This window comes from Peribacillus sp. R9-11, assembly GCF_031345095.1.
Lineage (GTDB): Bacteria > Bacillota > Bacilli > Bacillales > DSM-1321 > Peribacillus > Peribacillus butanolivorans.
The window spans coordinates 3,853,386-3,871,437 of sequence record NZ_CP133763.1 but is presented as its reverse complement, the minus strand read 5'-3'; the positions used below and the strand labels follow the sequence as shown (position 1 = coordinate 3,871,437).

19 protein-coding genes are annotated in these 18,052 nt (G+C 39.2%); 14 read left to right on the top strand and 5 right to left on the bottom strand.

From position 1 onward, the window contains the following. Window positions 1–11: 11 nt before the first annotated feature. Entirely contained in the window at window positions 12–395 is a 384-nt protein-coding gene (locus RE409_RS18765) for a rhodanese-like domain-containing protein (protein WP_053346934.1), read from the bottom strand. 216 nt (window positions 396–611) lie between these two features. Between RE409_RS18765 and RE409_RS18760 the strand changes: the two genes are divergently transcribed. The 3 genes from RE409_RS18760 to RE409_RS18750 all read left to right on the top strand — a co-directional run bounded on the left by RE409_RS18760 (window position 612) and on the right by RE409_RS18750 (window position 5,865). Next, window positions 612–1,448 (top strand): lipoate--protein ligase family protein, encoded by an 837-nt coding sequence (locus RE409_RS18760; RefSeq protein ID WP_201185787.1) that lies wholly within the window; start codon window positions 612–614, stop codon window positions 1,446–1,448. A 389-nt stretch (window positions 1,449–1,837) separates the two neighbouring features. After that, complete coding sequence (locus RE409_RS18755; RefSeq protein WP_201223660.1) at window positions 1,838–4,408, top strand: vitamin B12-dependent ribonucleotide reductase; 2,571 nt, start codon at window positions 1,838–1,840, stop codon at window positions 4,406–4,408. Between the two features lie 206 nt (window positions 4,409–4,614). Beyond that, window positions 4,615–5,865: an MFS transporter gene (locus tag RE409_RS18750; RefSeq protein WP_201185785.1), complete on the top strand. Its 1,251-nt coding sequence runs from the start codon at window positions 4,615–4,617 to the stop codon at window positions 5,863–5,865. Between the two features lie 29 nt (window positions 5,866–5,894). On the opposite strand, the gene RE409_RS18745 is transcribed toward RE409_RS18750, so the two are convergent. After that, window positions 5,895–6,080: a hypothetical protein gene (locus RE409_RS18745; RefSeq protein WP_201223661.1), complete on the bottom strand. Its 186-nt coding sequence runs from the start codon at window positions 6,078–6,080 to the stop codon at window positions 5,895–5,897. Window positions 6,081–6,217: 137 nt separating this feature from the next. Between RE409_RS18745 and splB the strand changes: the two genes are divergently transcribed. Beyond that, entirely contained in the window at window positions 6,218–7,243 is a 1,026-nt protein-coding gene (splB, locus tag RE409_RS18740; RefSeq protein WP_201187945.1) for a spore photoproduct lyase, read from the top strand. A gap of 84 nt (window positions 7,244–7,327) precedes the next feature. Next, a complete protein-coding gene (locus tag RE409_RS18735) occupies window positions 7,328–8,209 on the top strand; it encodes a patatin-like phospholipase family protein (RefSeq protein WP_201223662.1) in 882 nt (293 codons plus the stop codon). 18 nt (window positions 8,210–8,227) lie between these two features. Here RE409_RS18735 and RE409_RS18730 read toward each other — a convergent pair whose 3' ends face one another. Next, window positions 8,228–8,602, bottom strand: coding sequence for an SA1362 family protein (locus RE409_RS18730; RefSeq protein WP_053346927.1), 375 nt, complete (start codon window positions 8,600–8,602; stop codon window positions 8,228–8,230). Between the two features lie 136 nt (window positions 8,603–8,738). After that, window positions 8,739–9,692 carry a DUF1385 domain-containing protein gene (locus RE409_RS18725; RefSeq protein ID WP_056526006.1) on the bottom strand — a complete coding sequence of 318 codons (954 nt, stop codon included), beginning with the start codon at window positions 9,690–9,692 and terminating at the stop codon, window positions 8,739–8,741. A gap of 356 nt (window positions 9,693–10,048) precedes the next feature. On the opposite strand from RE409_RS18725, the gene RE409_RS18720 reads away from it, so the two are divergent. From RE409_RS18720 to efp, 4 genes are all read left to right on the top strand, one after another. Further along, a complete protein-coding gene (locus RE409_RS18720; protein ID WP_201223663.1) occupies window positions 10,049–10,564 on the top strand; it encodes a YqhR family membrane protein in 516 nt (171 codons plus the stop codon). A gap of 93 nt (window positions 10,565–10,657) precedes the next feature. After that, on the top strand, window positions 10,658–11,104 hold the full coding sequence (gene aroQ / locus RE409_RS18715; protein WP_056526000.1) for a type II 3-dehydroquinate dehydratase: 447 nt from the start codon (window positions 10,658–10,660) through the stop codon (window positions 11,102–11,104). A gap of 1 nt (window position 11,105) precedes the next feature. Beyond that, on the top strand, window positions 11,106–12,167 hold the full coding sequence (locus tag RE409_RS18710) for a M24 family metallopeptidase (RefSeq protein WP_098176752.1): 1,062 nt from the start codon (window positions 11,106–11,108) through the stop codon (window positions 12,165–12,167). A 26-nt stretch (window positions 12,168–12,193) separates the two neighbouring features. After that, complete coding sequence (gene efp / locus RE409_RS18705) at window positions 12,194–12,751, top strand: elongation factor P (protein ID WP_034308328.1); 558 nt, start codon at window positions 12,194–12,196, stop codon at window positions 12,749–12,751. A 140-nt stretch (window positions 12,752–12,891) separates the two neighbouring features. Here efp and RE409_RS18700 read toward each other — a convergent pair whose 3' ends face one another. Further along, entirely contained in the window at window positions 12,892–14,250 is a 1,359-nt protein-coding gene (locus RE409_RS18700; RefSeq protein WP_201180978.1) for an IS1182 family transposase, read from the bottom strand. A 486-nt stretch (window positions 14,251–14,736) separates the two neighbouring features. Here RE409_RS18700 and spoIIIAA point away from each other — a divergent pair, with 486 nt between their 5' ends. From spoIIIAA to spoIIIAE, 5 genes are read left to right on the top strand one after another with little or no spacing between them, the layout of a single operon-like run. Further along, a complete protein-coding gene (spoIIIAA, locus tag RE409_RS18695; protein ID WP_201185774.1) occupies window positions 14,737–15,669 on the top strand; it encodes a stage III sporulation protein AA in 933 nt (310 codons plus the stop codon). After that, on the top strand, window positions 15,662–16,177 hold the full coding sequence (gene spoIIIAB, locus RE409_RS18690) for a stage III sporulation protein SpoIIIAB (RefSeq protein WP_201185772.1): 516 nt from the start codon (window positions 15,662–15,664) through the stop codon (window positions 16,175–16,177). The genes spoIIIAA and spoIIIAB overlap by 8 nt, the downstream gene beginning before the upstream one ends. A gap of 21 nt (window positions 16,178–16,198) precedes the next feature. Beyond that, window positions 16,199–16,402 (top strand): stage III sporulation protein AC, encoded by a 204-nt coding sequence (gene spoIIIAC, locus RE409_RS18685; protein ID WP_034308319.1) that lies wholly within the window; start codon window positions 16,199–16,201, stop codon window positions 16,400–16,402. A gap of 13 nt (window positions 16,403–16,415) precedes the next feature. Beyond that, window positions 16,416–16,805, top strand: a complete 390-nt coding sequence (gene spoIIIAD / locus RE409_RS18680; RefSeq protein WP_098176754.1) for a stage III sporulation protein AD — start codon at window positions 16,416–16,418, stop codon at window positions 16,803–16,805. Between the two features lie 33 nt (window positions 16,806–16,838). Then, window positions 16,839–18,047 (top strand): stage III sporulation protein AE, encoded by a 1,209-nt coding sequence (gene spoIIIAE, locus RE409_RS18675; protein WP_201185770.1) that lies wholly within the window; start codon window positions 16,839–16,841, stop codon window positions 18,045–18,047. Window positions 18,048–18,052: the final 5 nt, after the last annotated feature.

The window sequence follows — 18,052 nt, the reverse complement described above, 5'->3', positions numbered from 1 at the left end:
GAGATGGGTTCTTATTTCTTTGCTTTAATTTTACCGGTCCACATTTTGAAACCGCCTTTTAGGTGAAACAGTTCTTTGTAGCCTTTTTTGTATAGCATGGCTGCAGCTCTTCCGCTGATGATTTCGCTTTGAGCGTACAAGTATACAGGCTTGTCCGGCCTAATTTCGACCAGGCGTGTTTTCATTTGAGTCATAGGGATGTTTCTTGCGCCTAAGATATGACCATTATCAAATTCATTTGGTTCCCGCACATCGATTAGTTGTACTTTTCTGTAGTTAGCAATAAATTCATCCTGTGTTAACGTTTTAACGATTTTACGCTGGCGGTACCAATTAAAAAGTGAATACGCAATAACCACTCCTATGATGATGAGCAGTGTATATAATAATTCCAAACATAAAAACTCCCTTCTACCTAACGAATACAGACAATCTTTATTATATAATTGCTTTAACTAATAATCAAAAAATATTTTCGTAAAATTCTTTATCGACTTAATGGTACTTTCTTTTTTAGAGTGTTAAAGTCTGTTAAACTACTAAATGTGAGTTTTTTTATGACGGAATTACTGACTTACTTTTAAACAGTCTACATGAAATGAGGGGTAAGGATGACAAAAGAAAAATGGGGATTTATAGATTCTGGATATTGTTCACCGGCTTTTAATATGGCGATGGACGAAGCTCTTTTAAACTGGCAGAGTAAAGGGGAAATACCACCGATTATCCGCTTTTACGGTTGGGACCCAGCTACATTGTCGATTGGTTATTTTCAAAAGGCAGAATCTGAAATTGATATAGAAGAAGTTAAAAGGCAGGGCCTCGGTTTTGTTCGCAGACCAACAGGAGGACGTGCTGTACTGCACGAACATGAATTGACTTATAGCGTAATTGTCCCAGAATCCTATCCGGGAATGCCTACTACTGTTACTGAGGCATATCGAGTTATTTCTGAAGGAATATTAATGGGGTTCAGGAATCTTGGATTGGATGCTTATTTTGCTGTACCTCGAACCGATCAGGAGAAAGCGGCTTTAAAAGCACCCAAGTCTTCCGTCTGTTTTGATGCGCCAAGCTGGTATGAATTGGTCGTTGAGGGCCGTAAGGTAGCTGGCAGTGCACAAACAAGGCAAAAGGGCGTCATCCTTCAACACGGGGCCATTTTACTTGAACTTGATGATGAAAAGCTCTTTAGCGTGTTTAAATTCTCAAATGACAGGGTTAAAGAGAGAATGCAAAAAAACTTAAAAAACAAAGCCGTGGCCATAAATGACATTGCCGGAAGAAAGATTACCATCCCAGAAGCAAAAGATGCTTTTGAAAAAGGTTTTGCCGATGGACTTTCGATCGAATTAGAGCCATACGTCCTCACTGAACAGCAATTGCTGGAAGTGAAAGCCATTGCAGAAAGCAAATATGAAAGCGATGAATGGAATTTTTTGAGATAGAAGAAGCAGGATAATTAGAACAGATAATAAAAATGTTTTTTCAGATTTTTGCAAACAAATAAGCTTTTCCTTGCAACGATAAGCACTAACAAGGACAGGGAAAAAGCAAGGTTCAAATTAATTGAAATCTGATGAAAAATTATTATAAATCGACATTTTCCTCCCTTTTACTAACTATATTAATTGATTTATCGTTTGACAAAATTAAAAGTTAATCAACACAAACACAATATATAGTAGTCGAAATATTTATTACGACACTATATATTGATTTTTGAGTTTCGCTATGATAAATTTAGGGTAACTTGTTAAGCGAAACGGACATGTAAGACTACATATAAATTTTTGCAGCAAGAACGGATCTTGAAACATATAAAGGAGAGGGAATTATGTCGGTTGTAATAAAAGAAGCTTTAAAGGTTGATCTAGAAAGGTTGAATAAGGATATTTCTTTATTTCCCCAGGTCCATCCTGTAACAGCTGATATGAAAATGACGCATAAAGGCGTGTCCCGTCTAGTTATGCTTGACCGCTATTCTTTTAAGGATACTGAAAAAATTACGCTCTCGACTGGCGATTTTGTAGTATTGACGATTAAGGAAGATCCGAAATTCCCTGCACGGGGTCTTGGTTACATCGTTGAAATAGATTGGGAAACGAAAAAAGCTAAGGTATTAGTGGATGATGAATTTCGCGGAGCATTAGATAACCCGGAAGAAGTGGCAACGGGGATTGTAAATCGACCGCTTGATATCATTGAAAAGCCGCTTGAAATATACTATGAACAAATTGCAAAACGTAATGCAACGGGATTGGCTTCAGTGGAAAAGACTGAGGAAAAAAGAACGGAATGGTTCAATAAGTTCTATGAAGAATTAAAGAACCTTAATTTTGTCCCAGCAGGACGTGTATTATATGGAGCCGGTTCTAACACGGATGTTACTTATTTTAATTGCTATGTAATGCCATTTGTTCCGGATTCACGCGAAGGAATTTCCGAACATAGAAAGCAAGTCATGGAAATCATGAGCCGCGGAGGCGGTGTAGGTACGAACGGATCGACACTTCGTCCAAGAAATACATTGGCAAAAGGGGTAAATGGAAAATCCTCCGGTTCAGTTTCATGGCTTGATGATATTGCGAAATTGACCCATCTTGTTGAACAGGGCGGAAGCAGACGCGGTGCACAAATGATTATGCTTGCGGATTGGCATCCAGATATTGCTGAGTTCATTATTTCGAAAATGCAAAATCCACGGATTCTTCGCTACTTAGTGGAAAACACAAAAGATGAAACCATCAAAAAGTACGCTACAGATAAATTAAAATTCACTCCGCATACCGAACAGGAAACGGCTATGTACCAAGGTATCATCAACTATAAAGAGATTCCGGGTTTAGGCGGATTTAACGAGAAAATCATTAGAGAGGCCGAGGAAAAGGTTCGTACAGGCGGAACGTACAGTGTCCATAATGCCGATTTTCTAACAGGCGCCAATATCTCGATTTGCTTGACTAAGGAATTTATGGAAGCTGCCGAACAAGATGGCGAATATGAATTGCGTTTCCCGGATGTTGAAAGCTATAATGCTGAAGAAATGGCGATTTATAATGAAGAATGGCACAATGTCGGTGATGTACGTGAGTGGGAAAAAATGGGCCGCAAAGTCCGTGTTTACCGTAAAATCCGAGCTAAAGAGCTTTGGAACTTAATTAATATTTGTGCTACTTATTCTGCAGAGCCGGGTATTTTCTTTATTGATAATGCTAACGAGATGACAAATGCAAAAGCATACGGACAACAAGTTGTAGCAACGAACCCATGTGGTGAACAGCCACTGGCTCCATACTCTGTGTGTAACCTAGCAGCTGTAAATTTAGCAGAAATGGCTGATAAAGATAACAAAACAGTTAACTTTGAGAAACTTAAGCAGACCGTAGAAGTGGGTGTGCGTATGCAGGATAACGTCATTGACGCGACCCCTTACTTCTTAGATGAAAACAAGAAACAAGCACTCGGCGAGAGACGGGTTGGTCTTGGTGTTATGGGTCTGCATGATTTGTTAATCTATTGTGAAACGGAGTACGGATCTGAAGAAGGGAATATCCTGGTAGACAAGGTGTTTGAAACGATTGCAACTACAGCTTACAGGACTTCAGTAGACCTTGCTAAAGAAAAGGGCAGTTTCCCGTTCCTAATCGGGTCAACTGATGAAGAAACGAATGAGCTTAGAACGCGTTTCACTCAAACCGGGTTTATGGAAAAAATGCCAGAAGATATCAGAGAAAGTGTTGCTGCACATGGCATCCGTAATTCTCATTTATTGACAGTTGCTCCTACAGGCAGTACAGGTACGATGGTTGGGGTATCAACTGGTCTTGAACCATATTTCTCTTTCACCTATTTCCGTAGCGGTCGTCTTGGTAAATTCATTGAGGTTAAGGCTGACATCGTACAGGAATACTTGGATCGTCATCCAAAAGCGGATCCAGAAAAGCTTCCGAAATGGTTCATTTCTGCAATGGAATTGGCTCCTGAAGCACATGCTGACGTTCAATGCATTATTCAACGCTGGATTGACAGTTCGATTAGTAAAACGGTTAACGCTCCTAAAGGATATACCGTTGAACAAGTAGAAAAAGTATATGAACGTCTATACAAAGGCGGAGCAAAAGGCGGTACGGTATATGTAGATGGAAGCCGTGACAGTCAGGTTCTTACGCTTAAAGCGGAAGAAAATCAAATGGATGAGCAACTTGAAATGGATGAATTAACAGATGTGGAAGAAAAGAAAAAAGTCGTATTGGTTGATACGATAAATGAACTGCGTTCGACGAATGTTACGATTGGGTCGGAAGTAGGTAACACCTGTCCTGTTTGCCGTAAAGGTGAAGTTCAGGAAATGGGCGGATGTAATACATGCACGAATTGTGGCGCACAATTAAAATGCGGCCTATAAGCTTGATTTAAGAAAGTCGTTAAGGTATAGCTGAAAAGCTGATCTTAACGGCTTTTTTTTGCAAATCTAAGAGTGTATTCAATATTTTGAAATTTTAAATGTTACCTTTTATTGGTCTGTAAACTATTAATTGTTATTCATTTTCGTGAAAGCTTTTCTTTATATATGGTTAAACTACAATGTATTAACTATGATGGGGTGTATGAATGGAAAATCAGAAATGCGATAATACGAAGGTAAGTGCTTGGTGTATTGTAAGCATGGCTTCGATTCCGCTCGTCATGACACTAGGAAATTCTATGCTTATTCCGGTGTTGCCGGTTTTTGAAGAAAAAGTGAACATAACATCCTTTCAGTCGAGTATGATAATCACCAGTTATTCAATCGCTTCCATTTTTCTAATTCCAGTAGCAGGTTACTTGTCTGATCGCATTGGAAGGAAAAAAGTTATCCTACCCAGCCTGATTTTAGCTTTGATAGGTGGTTTGATTGCTGGTTTTGTTTCCTGGAAGATGGACAATCCGTATACCTGGATTATCTTGGGCCGCGTTCTACAAGGGATTGGTGCGGCTGGGGCAACTCCAATCGTCTTGCCGTTAGTAGGCGACCTTTATAAAGCTGATGATGAGAAAACAAGTTCCTGTTTAGGCATAATTGAAACATCGAATACCTTCGGGAAAGTGTTAAGTCCGATTTTAGGATCCTTATTCGCTTCACTTATTTGGTTTTTACCGTTCTTTTCTATTTCCTTTTTTAGTTTAATTTCGATTGTTCTCGTTTTTTTCTTTATAAAAGTACCGAAGAATAATCATGCACCAATAAAGTTCAAAGAATTTTTAAATAAAACGAAAGTAACCTTTGAGGAGGGAGGAAAGTGGCTTTCCGTTGTATTCCTATTGGGCGTTTTTGTCATGCTTGTTCTTTTTGCAGTGCTATTTTTTTTATCGGAAAGTCTAGAAAAATTACATGATTTAAAAGGCATTAAAAAAGGCTTTGTCTTGGCGATCCCTTTGTTCTTCTTATGTATCTCCTCTTATGTGGCGGGAAGGAAGATAAAAGGAAGCATACCGTTGATGAGAAGGATTATATTGATTAGCTTAATATTAATGTCAGGAAGTATAGTTTTTGTTGGCTATACGAAGGAAAAAATTGTGTTGCTGCTTATAATAACAAGTGTATTAGGAATCGCGATTGGTGCCATGCTTCCAACTTTGGATGCGCTCATTACTGAAAATATTGAAAAGACACAGCGGGGAACAATTTCCTCTTTCTATAGTTCTGCACGATTTATTGGTGTTGCAGCAGGACCACCACTCATGTCAGTGTTAATGAAAAACTATTTAAATATAAGTTATATTATTGCCGGAGTATTTGGTATAATCTTGCTTTTCCTTGCGTTTAAACTCCTTAAAGAAAATACAATGAAAATGAATGCAGAAGAGAAGACCGAGTCTTAGGATTCGGTCTTCTCTTCTGCATTCATTTGTCAGCCATTTTCATTTTGTTGGGCAATTTCCTTTTCGGCCAAGTATTGGTTTCCATCCTTTAACACCGAGTATTCATCGACAGAGTCTCCAGGGACATTCCGGGGATTGGGAAATTTATTATCTGTTTGTACGGTAATTACTTGTTTACCCATTCCATTTGCCAAGAAGTCTTGCTTTTTAGTCATATCACATCTCCCATACTTGAATTTACCAATTAGAATCAATCATGAGGATAATTAAATTAAGAAAAACTATCCTTATAAGTTAGATTGTCTAGTTTGAATAAAAGTATGAACAAATCCGAAAAAGAATGGAGAAGTATATGAAACCATTTATCCCACAGCTAGTATATATTGAGCCAAGAGCACTGGAATACCCGCTTGGCCGAGAATTAAAAAAGAAATTTGAGGATATGAATATTGAGATCCGTGAAACCACTTCACATAATCAAATTAGAGATTTACCTGGGGATAATGATTTGCAAAAATATCGTGTCGCCAAGTCGACGCTGGTTGTGGGAATCAGGAAAACGTTGAAGTTCGACTCGTCTAAGCCATCTGCAGAATATGCTATCCCGCTTGCTACTGGGTGTATGGGTCACTGTCACTATTGTTATTTACAGACGACGCTAGGTACAAAACCATACATTAGGACATACGTGAATCTTGATGAGATTTTCGAAGCAGCTGAAAAATATATAAACGAAAGAAAACCTGAAATTACCCGCTTCGAGGCGGCATGTACTTCTGATATTGTCGGCATTGACCATTTGACACATTCATTAAAAAGGGCCATTGAATATTTTGGTAAAAGTGAAAACGGTGTTCTCCGATTTGTAACTAAATTTCATCATGTCGATCATCTATTGGATGCCGAACATAATGGGAAAACAAGATTTCGGTTTAGTATTAATTCACGTTACGTGATCAAGAATTTTGAGCCTGGAACTTCGAGCTTTGAGGAAAGAATGGAAGCGGCACGCAAGGTAGCAGGTGCAGGATACCCATTAGGTTTTATCGTTGCACCAATATATCGTCATGAAGCATGGAAGGAAGGCTACTTTGAACTATTCGAGCGGTTAAGTGAGGCATTAGAAGGGGTGGATATTCCTGATTTAACTTTTGAGTTAATCCAGCATAGGTTTACTGGTCCTGCAAAAAAAGTGATTCAAAAAAATTACCCTAAAACAAAATTGGAACTTGATGAAACGAAACGGAAATATAAATGGGGTCGCTATGGCATTGGGAAATATGTGTATCAAACTGAAGAAGCAGCAGAACTTGAATCAACTATCCGAGGGTATATAGCGAAGTTTTTCCCAAAATCGGAAATTCAGTATTTTACCTGATGAAAGGTTGTTTCTATATAAATCAGTCATAAATCGCTCTAATCCTGCTTAAAAATGTAAAGACCGGAATAGAGGAGGGCAGCAATGATTATTGACGGCGTTTTTTCCGGAGGCGGGATTAAGGCATATGGTTTAGTAGGAGCCCTGCAGGAATTGGAGGAACGTGGATTTGTATTTAAAAGGACAGCTGGAACGAGTGCAGGCTCAATTATAGCAGCTTTTTTAGCTGCAGGTTATACAGGAAAAGAAATGGAAGAGGTTTTTCTTGATATAGAATTAAGTAGCCTGTTGGATAAGAGGCGGGGCCTTTTGCCTATCCCACTTGCCAAGTGGCTACTTGTTTATTGGAAATTAGGTTTATATAAAGGGGAGGCCTTGGAAAATTGGGTTGCGGGTAAACTAGCAGAAAGGAATGTAGTCACCTTTAATGATGTTCCACCAAATTCTCTCCGTATTATTACCTCTGATATTACACATGGGAAATTGGTAGTGCTTCCTGATGAGTTACCGAACTATGGAATCGATCCAAGCACTTTTCCAGTGGCCAAGGCGGTAAGAATGAGTTGTAGTATTCCATATTTCTTTGAACCAGTAAAGCTGAATGTTGGGAAAAGTACGTTTCTATTTGTTGATGGAGGCGTGTTAAGCAATTTTCCAATGTGGTTATTTAATTCAGACCATGTAAGAAAGGAACGACCAGTCATAGGCTTACGTCTTAGTGCAGATGAGATATGGAAGCCGCATGAAGTGGATAATGCGGTTGAATTGTTCTCAGCACTATTCAAGACGATGAAAGATGCCCATGATGCACGTTATATTTCCAAGAAACATGTTCAGAATATTGTATTTATCCCGATGAAGGGGATCTCCGCTATGGATTTCAACTTGAATGATGAAAAAAAAGGAGAGTTAATGAATCGTGGTCGTCAGTTTACTAAAGAATTCTTAAAGCATTGGACATATTAAAAAAGAAAAATCGGGCTCTTAAAAAGAAGCCCGATTTTTCTTTTTATTCTTTTTCCCTTCGATGACGGTTAAGTGACTATCTGATTTCTTTCGCACTTTTATTTTTTTAGACGATTTTGCTGCAGAGAAGCTAGCCACATTATCCTTTTTCGAAGTTCGGTTCTTTAGCCTTTTTTTCGATTGGCGTGCAGCCTTTCGAAATGCCTGTTGCTCTTTTTTTACTGGTTTTCCCTTTGTTAATCCGGTATAAATCATATAAATAATCCCTGCGACAATGGCAATTATAAGAATGTTTCTAAAAAAGCCAATCGGGTCATTAAACAGTCGGCTCATTAGTCCGAGGACTCCGAGGGCGATGATTCCGTATATCATGAATGATATGAAACGTTTCAACAAAGACACCTCCTTAAGAGCATCATAAGCATTTTTAGCTTATTTTAAACATTATTCATGTAAAATATTTGAAAAAATGAAGATTATTCTCTTTGTTTAGTATATGATTTTTCATAATCATATTGTGATAGATGTTTTACACAATAACATCCGTTTCTAAACCTTTTTCCGTCCTTTTTTCCAACCTTAACAGTTCATGAAAGGAAGCCAATGCGACTTCGACCTGATCGTCGGAAGGAGCTTTTGTAGTCAATAATTGAAGCCAAAGTCCAGGATAACCAAGGTAACGCAGAACTGGAATATCTCTCACTTTGTTTGTCAACTGCAATACCTCGAAGGAAATGCCAAGCACGACGGGAATAAGTAACACTCGATCCACGACACGTAGCCATAAAGGGTCGATTGGGACGAGCATATAGACAAACATACCAACAATGACAGTAAATAAAATAAAGCTGCTACCGCAACGATAATGAAGCCGTGAACTTGCCTGCACATTGGCGACAGTCAATTCTTTCCCGCTTTCAAAACAATTAATCACTTTATGCTCTGCACCGTGATATTGAAAGACTCGCTTGATTAATGGTGTCATGGATACTAGGTAAATGTAAATGAGCAGTAATATCAACTTAAACAAGCTTTCCATTAAAACCTGAGCCATATGACCAGGAAAAATAGGTCTTGTTAATGCTGCAAGAAAGACTGGAATCAGTGTAAACAGCAATTTACCAAATAAGAAGGAAAGTACCCCGATTACGGCAACTCCAAGCCATACACTTAGTTTTGAAGATTCCTTTGTTTCTGTTTTCTTTTCTTCTATCTTTTCCCCGCCTTCTTCTTCATACTGCTCTGTGGAAAAGTTTAGATGTTTTGAGCCGGTAGCGCTCGACTGAATCAGTGAGACAATTCCCCGTAAAAACGGTATTTTTTTTAAGCGATTGACAGCAGGCTTGGATTCACGCGGTATATGGTAATACACAATCGTTGAATCTTTGCGGCGGACAGCAGTGACTGTATGGTGTTTGCCGCCAAACATGACGCCTTCCACTACAGCCTGCCCTCCATAAACAGGTTTTTGAACCTCAGACATTTCTACACCAACCTAATAGTTATTCACGTAGCTCTCTCATGGGTGCTATCATGTTTATTATCAAGTATTCACAAGGTATAAGGCCCTATAGAACCGCCCCTCTCAAAGATCAAGGGACGAATAAATGGAGGACTAATCCTTGCAAATACTTTATGAATGATGAATCGCAGGAAAGAAGTATCCTGTGTACATATAAAATTCAACAGAGGATGGACATAATCCTCTGAAAAAAGCACATTATTTATGTTTTTATCATACAGAATAAATCCAAAAACCTCTAGTAAATCTCCTCACTACGGATAAAATAAAATAGTTCTATTTAACAAAGGGCATACTACGTAGCGGAGGTGTTTGATATGTCTTCTAATGAAAAAGGACAAAATCAACAGGAAAATAGAATCATGTTAATCAACAATGTATTAGCTATCGGTTTTGTTGGAGGGCTCCTTGCCAGTTTTGCCGGAATAATAGCACATTATTTTAATTTTATGGAGTTTAGCCCCAAATTTATACTTACTTCTTGGTCGAATATGACATGGATCGATCGCTGGCTTGGTACGGTGATGACCATGCTCGTCTTCGGAATTCTGTCCGTGGGGATTGCTTTAATATACTATGGACTTTTTAGAAAAATGAAAAGTATTCTTTCAGGTGTTTTTTTTGGTGCGGTTTGCTGGGCTTTGCTGATATTTGTCTTAAAACCGATGTTCTCTGATTTGCCATCCTTTTCGGAAATGTCGTCAAAGTCCATTATAACCAGTATCTGTATTTTTATTTTATACGGTCTTTTTGTCGGATATTCTATTTCTTACGACCATCAGGAATATATTCGTCATAATAATAAAGGTGCTGAAAATCAGTCGAGAAGCTGAACGCCTGGGTTGTAAAAAAGTAGTAAGACAATTTGTAATTATGATAGAATGTTCATGGAAAGCATTCTTTTAATTATGAGCAGGTGTTTGATAATGACAAAAATCTTATTAATTAACGGTCCGAATTTAAATCGCTTAGGGAAACGTGAGCCTGCGCATTATGGGTCTTCGACGCTTTTGGATGTGGAAACTCTATTACAACAGCAGGCTCAAGGGTTAAATGTGGAAATCACTTGTTTTCAATCTAACCATGAAGGAGCGATTATCGATAAGCTCCATTGGTCAGAAGATCATGGGATAGACGGGATTATTATTAATCCAGGAGCATTTACTCATTATAGCTATGCGATTCGCGATGCAATTGCCGGAATTGATGTTCCAGTTGTGGAAGTACATATTTCGAACATCCATGCCCGTGAAAGCTTTCGGCATGAATCAGTTACCGCACCGGTGTCGGCGGGACAGATTGTCGGCTTGGGGATACACGGATATGAATTGGCTTTGCAGGCGATTACAAAGATTGCAAAGGGGGAGAAATAAAATGAATAATCTGAAACGTTTAAGAGCCTCAATGGAAAAGGTGGGCATTGATGGTTTTTTGATTACCAGTACATATAACCGCCGATTCATGACCAATTTTACTGGAAGTGCCGGTGTTGTTTTAATTTCCCAAAAAGAAGCTAAATTCATTACTGATTTCAGATACGTAGAACAAGCGGGCAAGCAGGCAGCAGACTTTGAAATTGTTCAACACAAGGGGACAATTATTGAAGAAGTCGGTAAACAGGCTAAAGAGATGAATATAAGCATACTCGGCTTTGAGCAAGATCATCTGACTTTTGCGACATATAAAGCATACGAAAAGGTCATTGAAGGACAACTTTTGCCGGTGTCGGGAGTAATTGAGAATTTACGCTTGATAAAGACCTCATCAGAGATTAAGATATTAAAGGAAGCGGCTGCTATTGCTGATGCTGCCTTTACACATATTCTGGATTTTATGCGCCCAGGAATTTCAGAGCTGGATGTGTCCAATGAGCTTGAATTCTTTATGAGGAAACAAGGGGCCACCTCTTCTTCCTTTGATATTATTGTTGCTTCTGGGAAAAGATCTGCTCTTCCGCACGGAGTGGCTACGAATAAAATCATTGAAAAAGGCGATTTTGTCACATTAGATTATGGGGCGTACTATAACGGGTATGTGTCTGATATAACTCGGACATTAGCAGTTGGCCAGCCAAGTGAAGAACTTATTAATATTTATGACATTGTTTTAGAAGCGCAACTGCGTGGCATGGCCGGGATAAAACCTGGGATGACAGGCAGGGAAGCGGATGCACTAACTCGTAATTTAATTGAAGAAAAAGGATTTGGACAGTATTTTGGACATTCAACAGGACATGGAATTGGTCTTGAAGTTCATGAAGGTCCAGCATTATCCTTGAGGTCTGATATCATTCTAGAACCAGGTATGGCTGTTACCGTTGAGCCGGGTATTTATTTACCGGGAGTTGGCGGAGTACGGATTGAAGATGATACAATCGTTACAATAGAAGGTAACGAAGCACTTACACATTCATCAAAAGAGTTAATCATTCTGTAAACATGTACATGTAGGAGGACAATTTTATGATTTCTGTAAACGATTTTCGCACAGGTGTTACAATTGAAGTAGATAATGGAATTTGGCAGGTTATCGAGTTCCAACATGTTAAACCAGGTAAAGGCGCTGCCTTTGTACGTTCTAAGCTTCGTAATCTTCGTACAGGATCCATCCAAGAGAAAACATTCCGTGCGGGTGAAAAAGTGGCGAAAGCACATATTGAAAACCGCAAAATGCAGTACCTTTATGCAAGTGGAGACAGCCATGTCTTTATGGATAACGAAACTTACGACCAAATCGAGCTACCAGCTTCAAGTATTGAACGCGAATTAAAATTCCTAAAAGAAAATATGGAAGTGCATATTATGACTTTCCAAGCCGAAACACTTGGTGTCGAGCTTCCTAACACAGTTGAACTTGAAGTTGCAGAAACAGAGCCTGGTATTAAAGGCGATACATCTTCAGGTGGAACAAAATCAGCTGTACTTGAAACAGGCCTTTCAGTTCAAGTGCCATTCTTCATCAATCAAGGTGACAAATTATTGATCAATACAAACGAAGGTTCATACGTATCACGCGCATAATTAGAAGAAGTCCGAGATTATATCTCGGGCTCAGTTTGTAGACAAAAGGGGTTCGGAATGTTTTAATTCCGGACCCCTTTTGAAATTCCCTTTGAATTTTGCTCAAGATTAAGAGATTGGGCCTCTACGAGCCCACTTTATTAAGCCATTCTTGGACCTTGCCATGTCCAATTGGCTATCTTCTTTAAATTCATGGCAGCGAAAGTAAGCATCGCCTGCATCGACAATTTTTTAAGTCCCCTTAAAGTAGTCCAACGCATACCATGCTTTTCTTTTGCATCTGCGAATACACGCTCTATTGTTTCTTTACGTTTCGCATATATAGGTTTTACATCCTTGTGATGACGCAGATGATCTGCTTCTTCCATATAATTTTGCCAGATATGGCGTGTCACCACTTTTTGATGGTCTTTGCTTACTGTACACTGTGATAAAAATGAGCATGTCGCACAAGTGTGTTTGGGTGATTTGTACTCGCGATAGCCCTCTTTATTTGTTGTTGAGTACTTTAAAATCTCGCCCGATGGGCAGAGATAACAATCAAAATGTTCATCGTAAACATAGTCATGCTTGCGAAAGAACCCTTCTTTTGTTCGTGGACGTGTATAGGGTAAAGCTGGTGTGATTTCTTTCCCAAAAAGGTAGCTTGTAATGGCTGGTGTTTTGTAAGCTGCATCTGCGGCAACAGCTTCAGGTTTTCCAACTTTCTCAATCACTTGTTCAACAAGAGGCTCTAAGATATGACTATCATGCGTATTTCCCGGTGTTACAATCGTCCCCAGCACAAAACCGTTGCGGTCCGCAGCCGCATGAAATGAATAGGCAAACTGTTTTGTTCGTTCATCTTTTACATAGTAGCCACTCTCAGGGTCAGTTGTACTTTCTTTAATTTCTTTGGTTTCTTCTTTATCAAATTTATCCGGTGGAAAAGGCTTCTTTCCATTGTTTTCACGATCTTGATTTATTTCTTCTTGAAGGCGTCCTTGATATGCTCGTGTTTCCTTACGAACGATTTTCTTTTCGAATTTTCGCTTATTCGCACTGGCTTTCACATGTGTTGAATCAACGAATACGTGCTCTGCACTTATTAACTTTCTTTCTGAAGCTGTCATTAAGATACGATAAAAAATCCGTTCAAACAGGTCTGTATCTTTAAAGCGACGCTCATAATTTTTCCCGAACGTTGAGAAGTGAGGTACTTTATCATGGAAACCGTAACCTAAAAACCAACGGTAAGCCATATTCGTTTCAACTTCTTCAATCGTTTTACGCATCGAACGAATACCGAAGGTATATTGAATGAATGTCAATTTAACTAAAATAACTGGATCAATACTTGGGCGCCCTATCTCTGAATACATATCTTTCACCAAGTCATAAATGAAAGTGAAGTCAATGGCTCCCTCAATTTTACGAACCAAATGGTTCGCTGGCACCAGTTGATCCAAAGTAATCATTTCAAGTTGATCTCGCTGAATAGAATTATGTTTCGAAAGCATCGTCATCACCTCAAGTTTTAATACTTCTATATTAAAACAAAAAGGACTGTAGGCAAAAGTGGTTATATCTAATTGTTAAAACAAAGTTGATTGGAACGGAAGGTGCGAGACTCCTGCGGGAAATGCGTGTCCAAGGGAGACCCCACAGGCGCAAAGGCGCCGAGGAGGCTCCCTGACCGCCCGCGGAAAGCGAGTGCCTGGAGTGGAAATCAACGTCGAATTTTTACAACCCCTCAAAAAAACTGTAGACAAACTCGATTTTCATCGAGTTTGTCTACAGTCTGAGTCCGAGATTATATCTCGGGCTTTTTTTTTGTCTTTTTTCATTCCTTTTTATGTATGACTTTTTCTATAGCTAGGGATTGAAGTAGCTAAGAAGTTCTCAAAAGGATTACTAAAAGGTCAGTTTCTTTATTAGCTTGTCATTATTACAGGATGATCGGCATATATTTTATTGAAAGTGGTGTATACAGGAGGATTGTCAAAATGGAAACGATTCTTTCTTTTTTACCGAAAAAATTATACGAGCAGCTCCGGGGTATGACACCGATGATGATTGAAAAAATGGAAGAGTTGAGAATTCGGATTGGAAGGCCTCTAGAGGTCATTGTAGGGGGGGACCCTTTCTTCTTTTCATATAAAGTGACCCATTCGGATGCCGAACAATTACTGAATCAAATAGGTCAATTTTCGTTATATACGCTTGAGGAAGAATTAAAGCGAGGATATATAACTATAGCAGGTGGACATCGGGTTGGTCTTGCAGGAAAGGTAATTCTTGAAAATGGGGCGGTCAAAGCGATAAGGGATATTTCTTCCTTCAATATTCGGATAGCACGCGAAAAAATAGGTGCAGCGGAACCGCTCACTTCTTATTTATATAATGGCGAATGGCAGCATACTTTGTTAATCGGTGCTCCACAAACAGGAAAAACGACGATATTACGTGATATTGCAAGGATGATATCTAGTGGAAATGAAAAAAGAGGTATTGCCCCTCAAAAGGTGGGAATTGTGGACGAGCGATCAGAAATTGCGGGAAGTGTTCATGGAGTACCACAGCTCGAATTTGGAACAAGGGTGGATGTGCTCGATGGATGTCCTAAAGCGGAAGGAATGATGATGATGATCCGTTCTATGTCTCCGGATGTGTTAGTCGTAGATGAAATTGGTCGCGCAGAGGATACACAAGCAGTACTAGAGGCCGTAAACGCCGGTATTAAACTCGTGATAACTACACATGGTCATACTTTGGATGAAATTAAAAAACGACCCTTTTTCGCCGAAATCTTAAGGCAAAACATTTTTGAACGGTTTATAGAATTGCAAAGAAGTAAATCTGGTAAGCGGAGCTACAATGTTCTCGACTCAGCGGGCCTCCCTTTATATTTGGGTGAAAGTGTGAATCCACATGTTTAAGTTAATAGGAGCGGCAATTATAATCATAGCCACAACATGGGCAGGCTTTGAAGCTGCAAAAAAATTAAGTATGCGTCCTCGCCAACTGAGGCAGCTAAAAGTCGCCATGCAATCTCTGGAGGCTGAAATAATGTATGGTCATACACCGTTGAAAGAAGCGGCCCAGAAACTTTCCAAGCAGATGCCCAAACCTTTATCCTTATTTTTTGATACATTTGCGAATCGACTTGAATCAGGTGAAACCACTGTAAAAGATGCATGGGATGAAAGTTTGAAGAAAATATGGCAGTCCCTTGCCTTAAAGCAGGGAGAGTTCGAAATTCTTTCACAGTTTGGTGAGACCCTAGGAAAAAGTGATAAATATCATCAGCAAAAACAAATTATGCTAACGATGGCACACTTGGAACGGGAAGAGAGCGATGCACTAGACCGGCAGGGGAAATATGAAAAGATGATGAAAAGCCTTGGTTTTTTATCGGGATTATTACTAATCATTTTGCTGATGTAGGAATAAGTGGGGGGAATGAAAATGGGCATTGATGTGGACATCATATTTAAAATAGCTGGTGTTGGGCTGGTAGTGGCATTTCTTCACACGATACTCGATCAGGTTGGAAAGAAAGAATATGCCCAGTGGGTAACGCTTTTTGGATTTATTTATATTTTATTCATGGTAGCTTCTGTTGTAGAGGATTTATTCCAAAAAATTAAATCAGTATTCCTATTTCAGTAAGGGGGGATTCGCGATTGAAATCATAAAAATCGTGGGCATTGCCCTAGTTGCCACTTTTTTGGCCCTAATCGTCAAGGAGCAAAAACCTAATTTCGCTTTCCTGCTTGTCGTTTTTGTAGGCTGCTCCATTTTTCTTTTTTTAGCAGATAAAATATACGAAATCATTTTAATGTTAGAAAAAATTGCGGTAAATGCAAATGTAAATACCGTTTATTTGGAGACTATCTTGAAAATAATCGGAATCGCCTATATCGCTGAATTTGCCTCCCAAATTACAAAAGATGCAGGGCAGGGATCACTGGCTTCCAAAATAGAATTGAGCGGGAAAATCTTGATTCTGGCGATGGCAATTCCGATTTTAACCGTCATTATTGAAACGATTATACAGATGCTTCCAAGTTAATGGGCTATTCCTACTAGTCAATGAGGTGAAAGTATGAAGCAGCGGATGCCTTACTTATCCATTCTATTCGTTTTACTCTTTTTTTTGCATACATCTGTTGGACAAGCTGCCGAAAATGGTGAAAGTGGAGAAGTTGATCAAGAGCCAATTATGCAGTCTGAATTGGTACAAGCTCAAATAGAGAGACTCGGTGTTGATGAGCTCAAGAAATATTGGGATGACATTGTCACGGAGTATGGAGGGTTTTTACCTGAAAGTCAGAAAGGAAGTTTCATGGATTTTGTAAGCGGAGATAAGAAATTTTCATTTGATCAATGGATAAAAGGGATTATAAAGTTCGTTTTTCATGAACTGCTCGTGAACGGGAAGCTCCTAGGATCACTCATTTTATTGACCGTGTTCAGCATGTTCCTGCAAACTCTGCAGAATGCGTTCGAGCAAAGCTCGGTGAGTAAGGTCGCTTATGCAATCGTTTATATGGTATTAATCATTTTAGCGTTGAACAGCTTTCATGTGGCGATTGAATATACAAAAGATACGATAGATTTGATGATTTCTTTTTTAATGGCGCTCATCCCTTTGCTATTAGCTTTAATAGCAGCTTCTGGAGGACTTGTATCTGCAGCGTTCTTTCATCCTGTCTTAATGTTTTTAATGAATACCAGTGGCATCTTGATACAATATATCGTCCTACCATTATTATTCTTCGCAGCGATTTTAAGCATAGTCAGCACGCTGACCGAACATTATAAAGTGACTCAGCTGGCCCAATTGCTCCGCAACTTTGCTATCGGGATTCTGGGTGCTTTTATGACCATTTTTCTTGGTGTTATATCCGTTCAAGGAGCATCCTCTGCTGTTGCAGATGGAGTGACAATCAGGACGGCGAAATTTGTGACAGGCAACTTTATACCGGTAATAGGGCGCATGTTTACTGATGCAACCGATACGGTCATTAGTGCCTCCGTTCTTCTGAAAAATACAGTGGGTTTGTCAGGTGTCATTATCCTCCTGCTTATAACTACATTCCCAGCTATAAAAATCTTAATGATCTCCTTTGTCTATAAACTAGCGGCGAGTCTTTTGCAGCCGCTTGGTGGAGGGCCTGTAATAAAATGTCTCGACATTATAAGTAAAAGCATGATTTATATTTTCGCAGCATTGGCCATTGTCTCACTCATGTTCTTTTTAAGTATCACAGTAATTATAGCCTCTGGAAACATTACACTGATGGTTCGTTAGAAAGG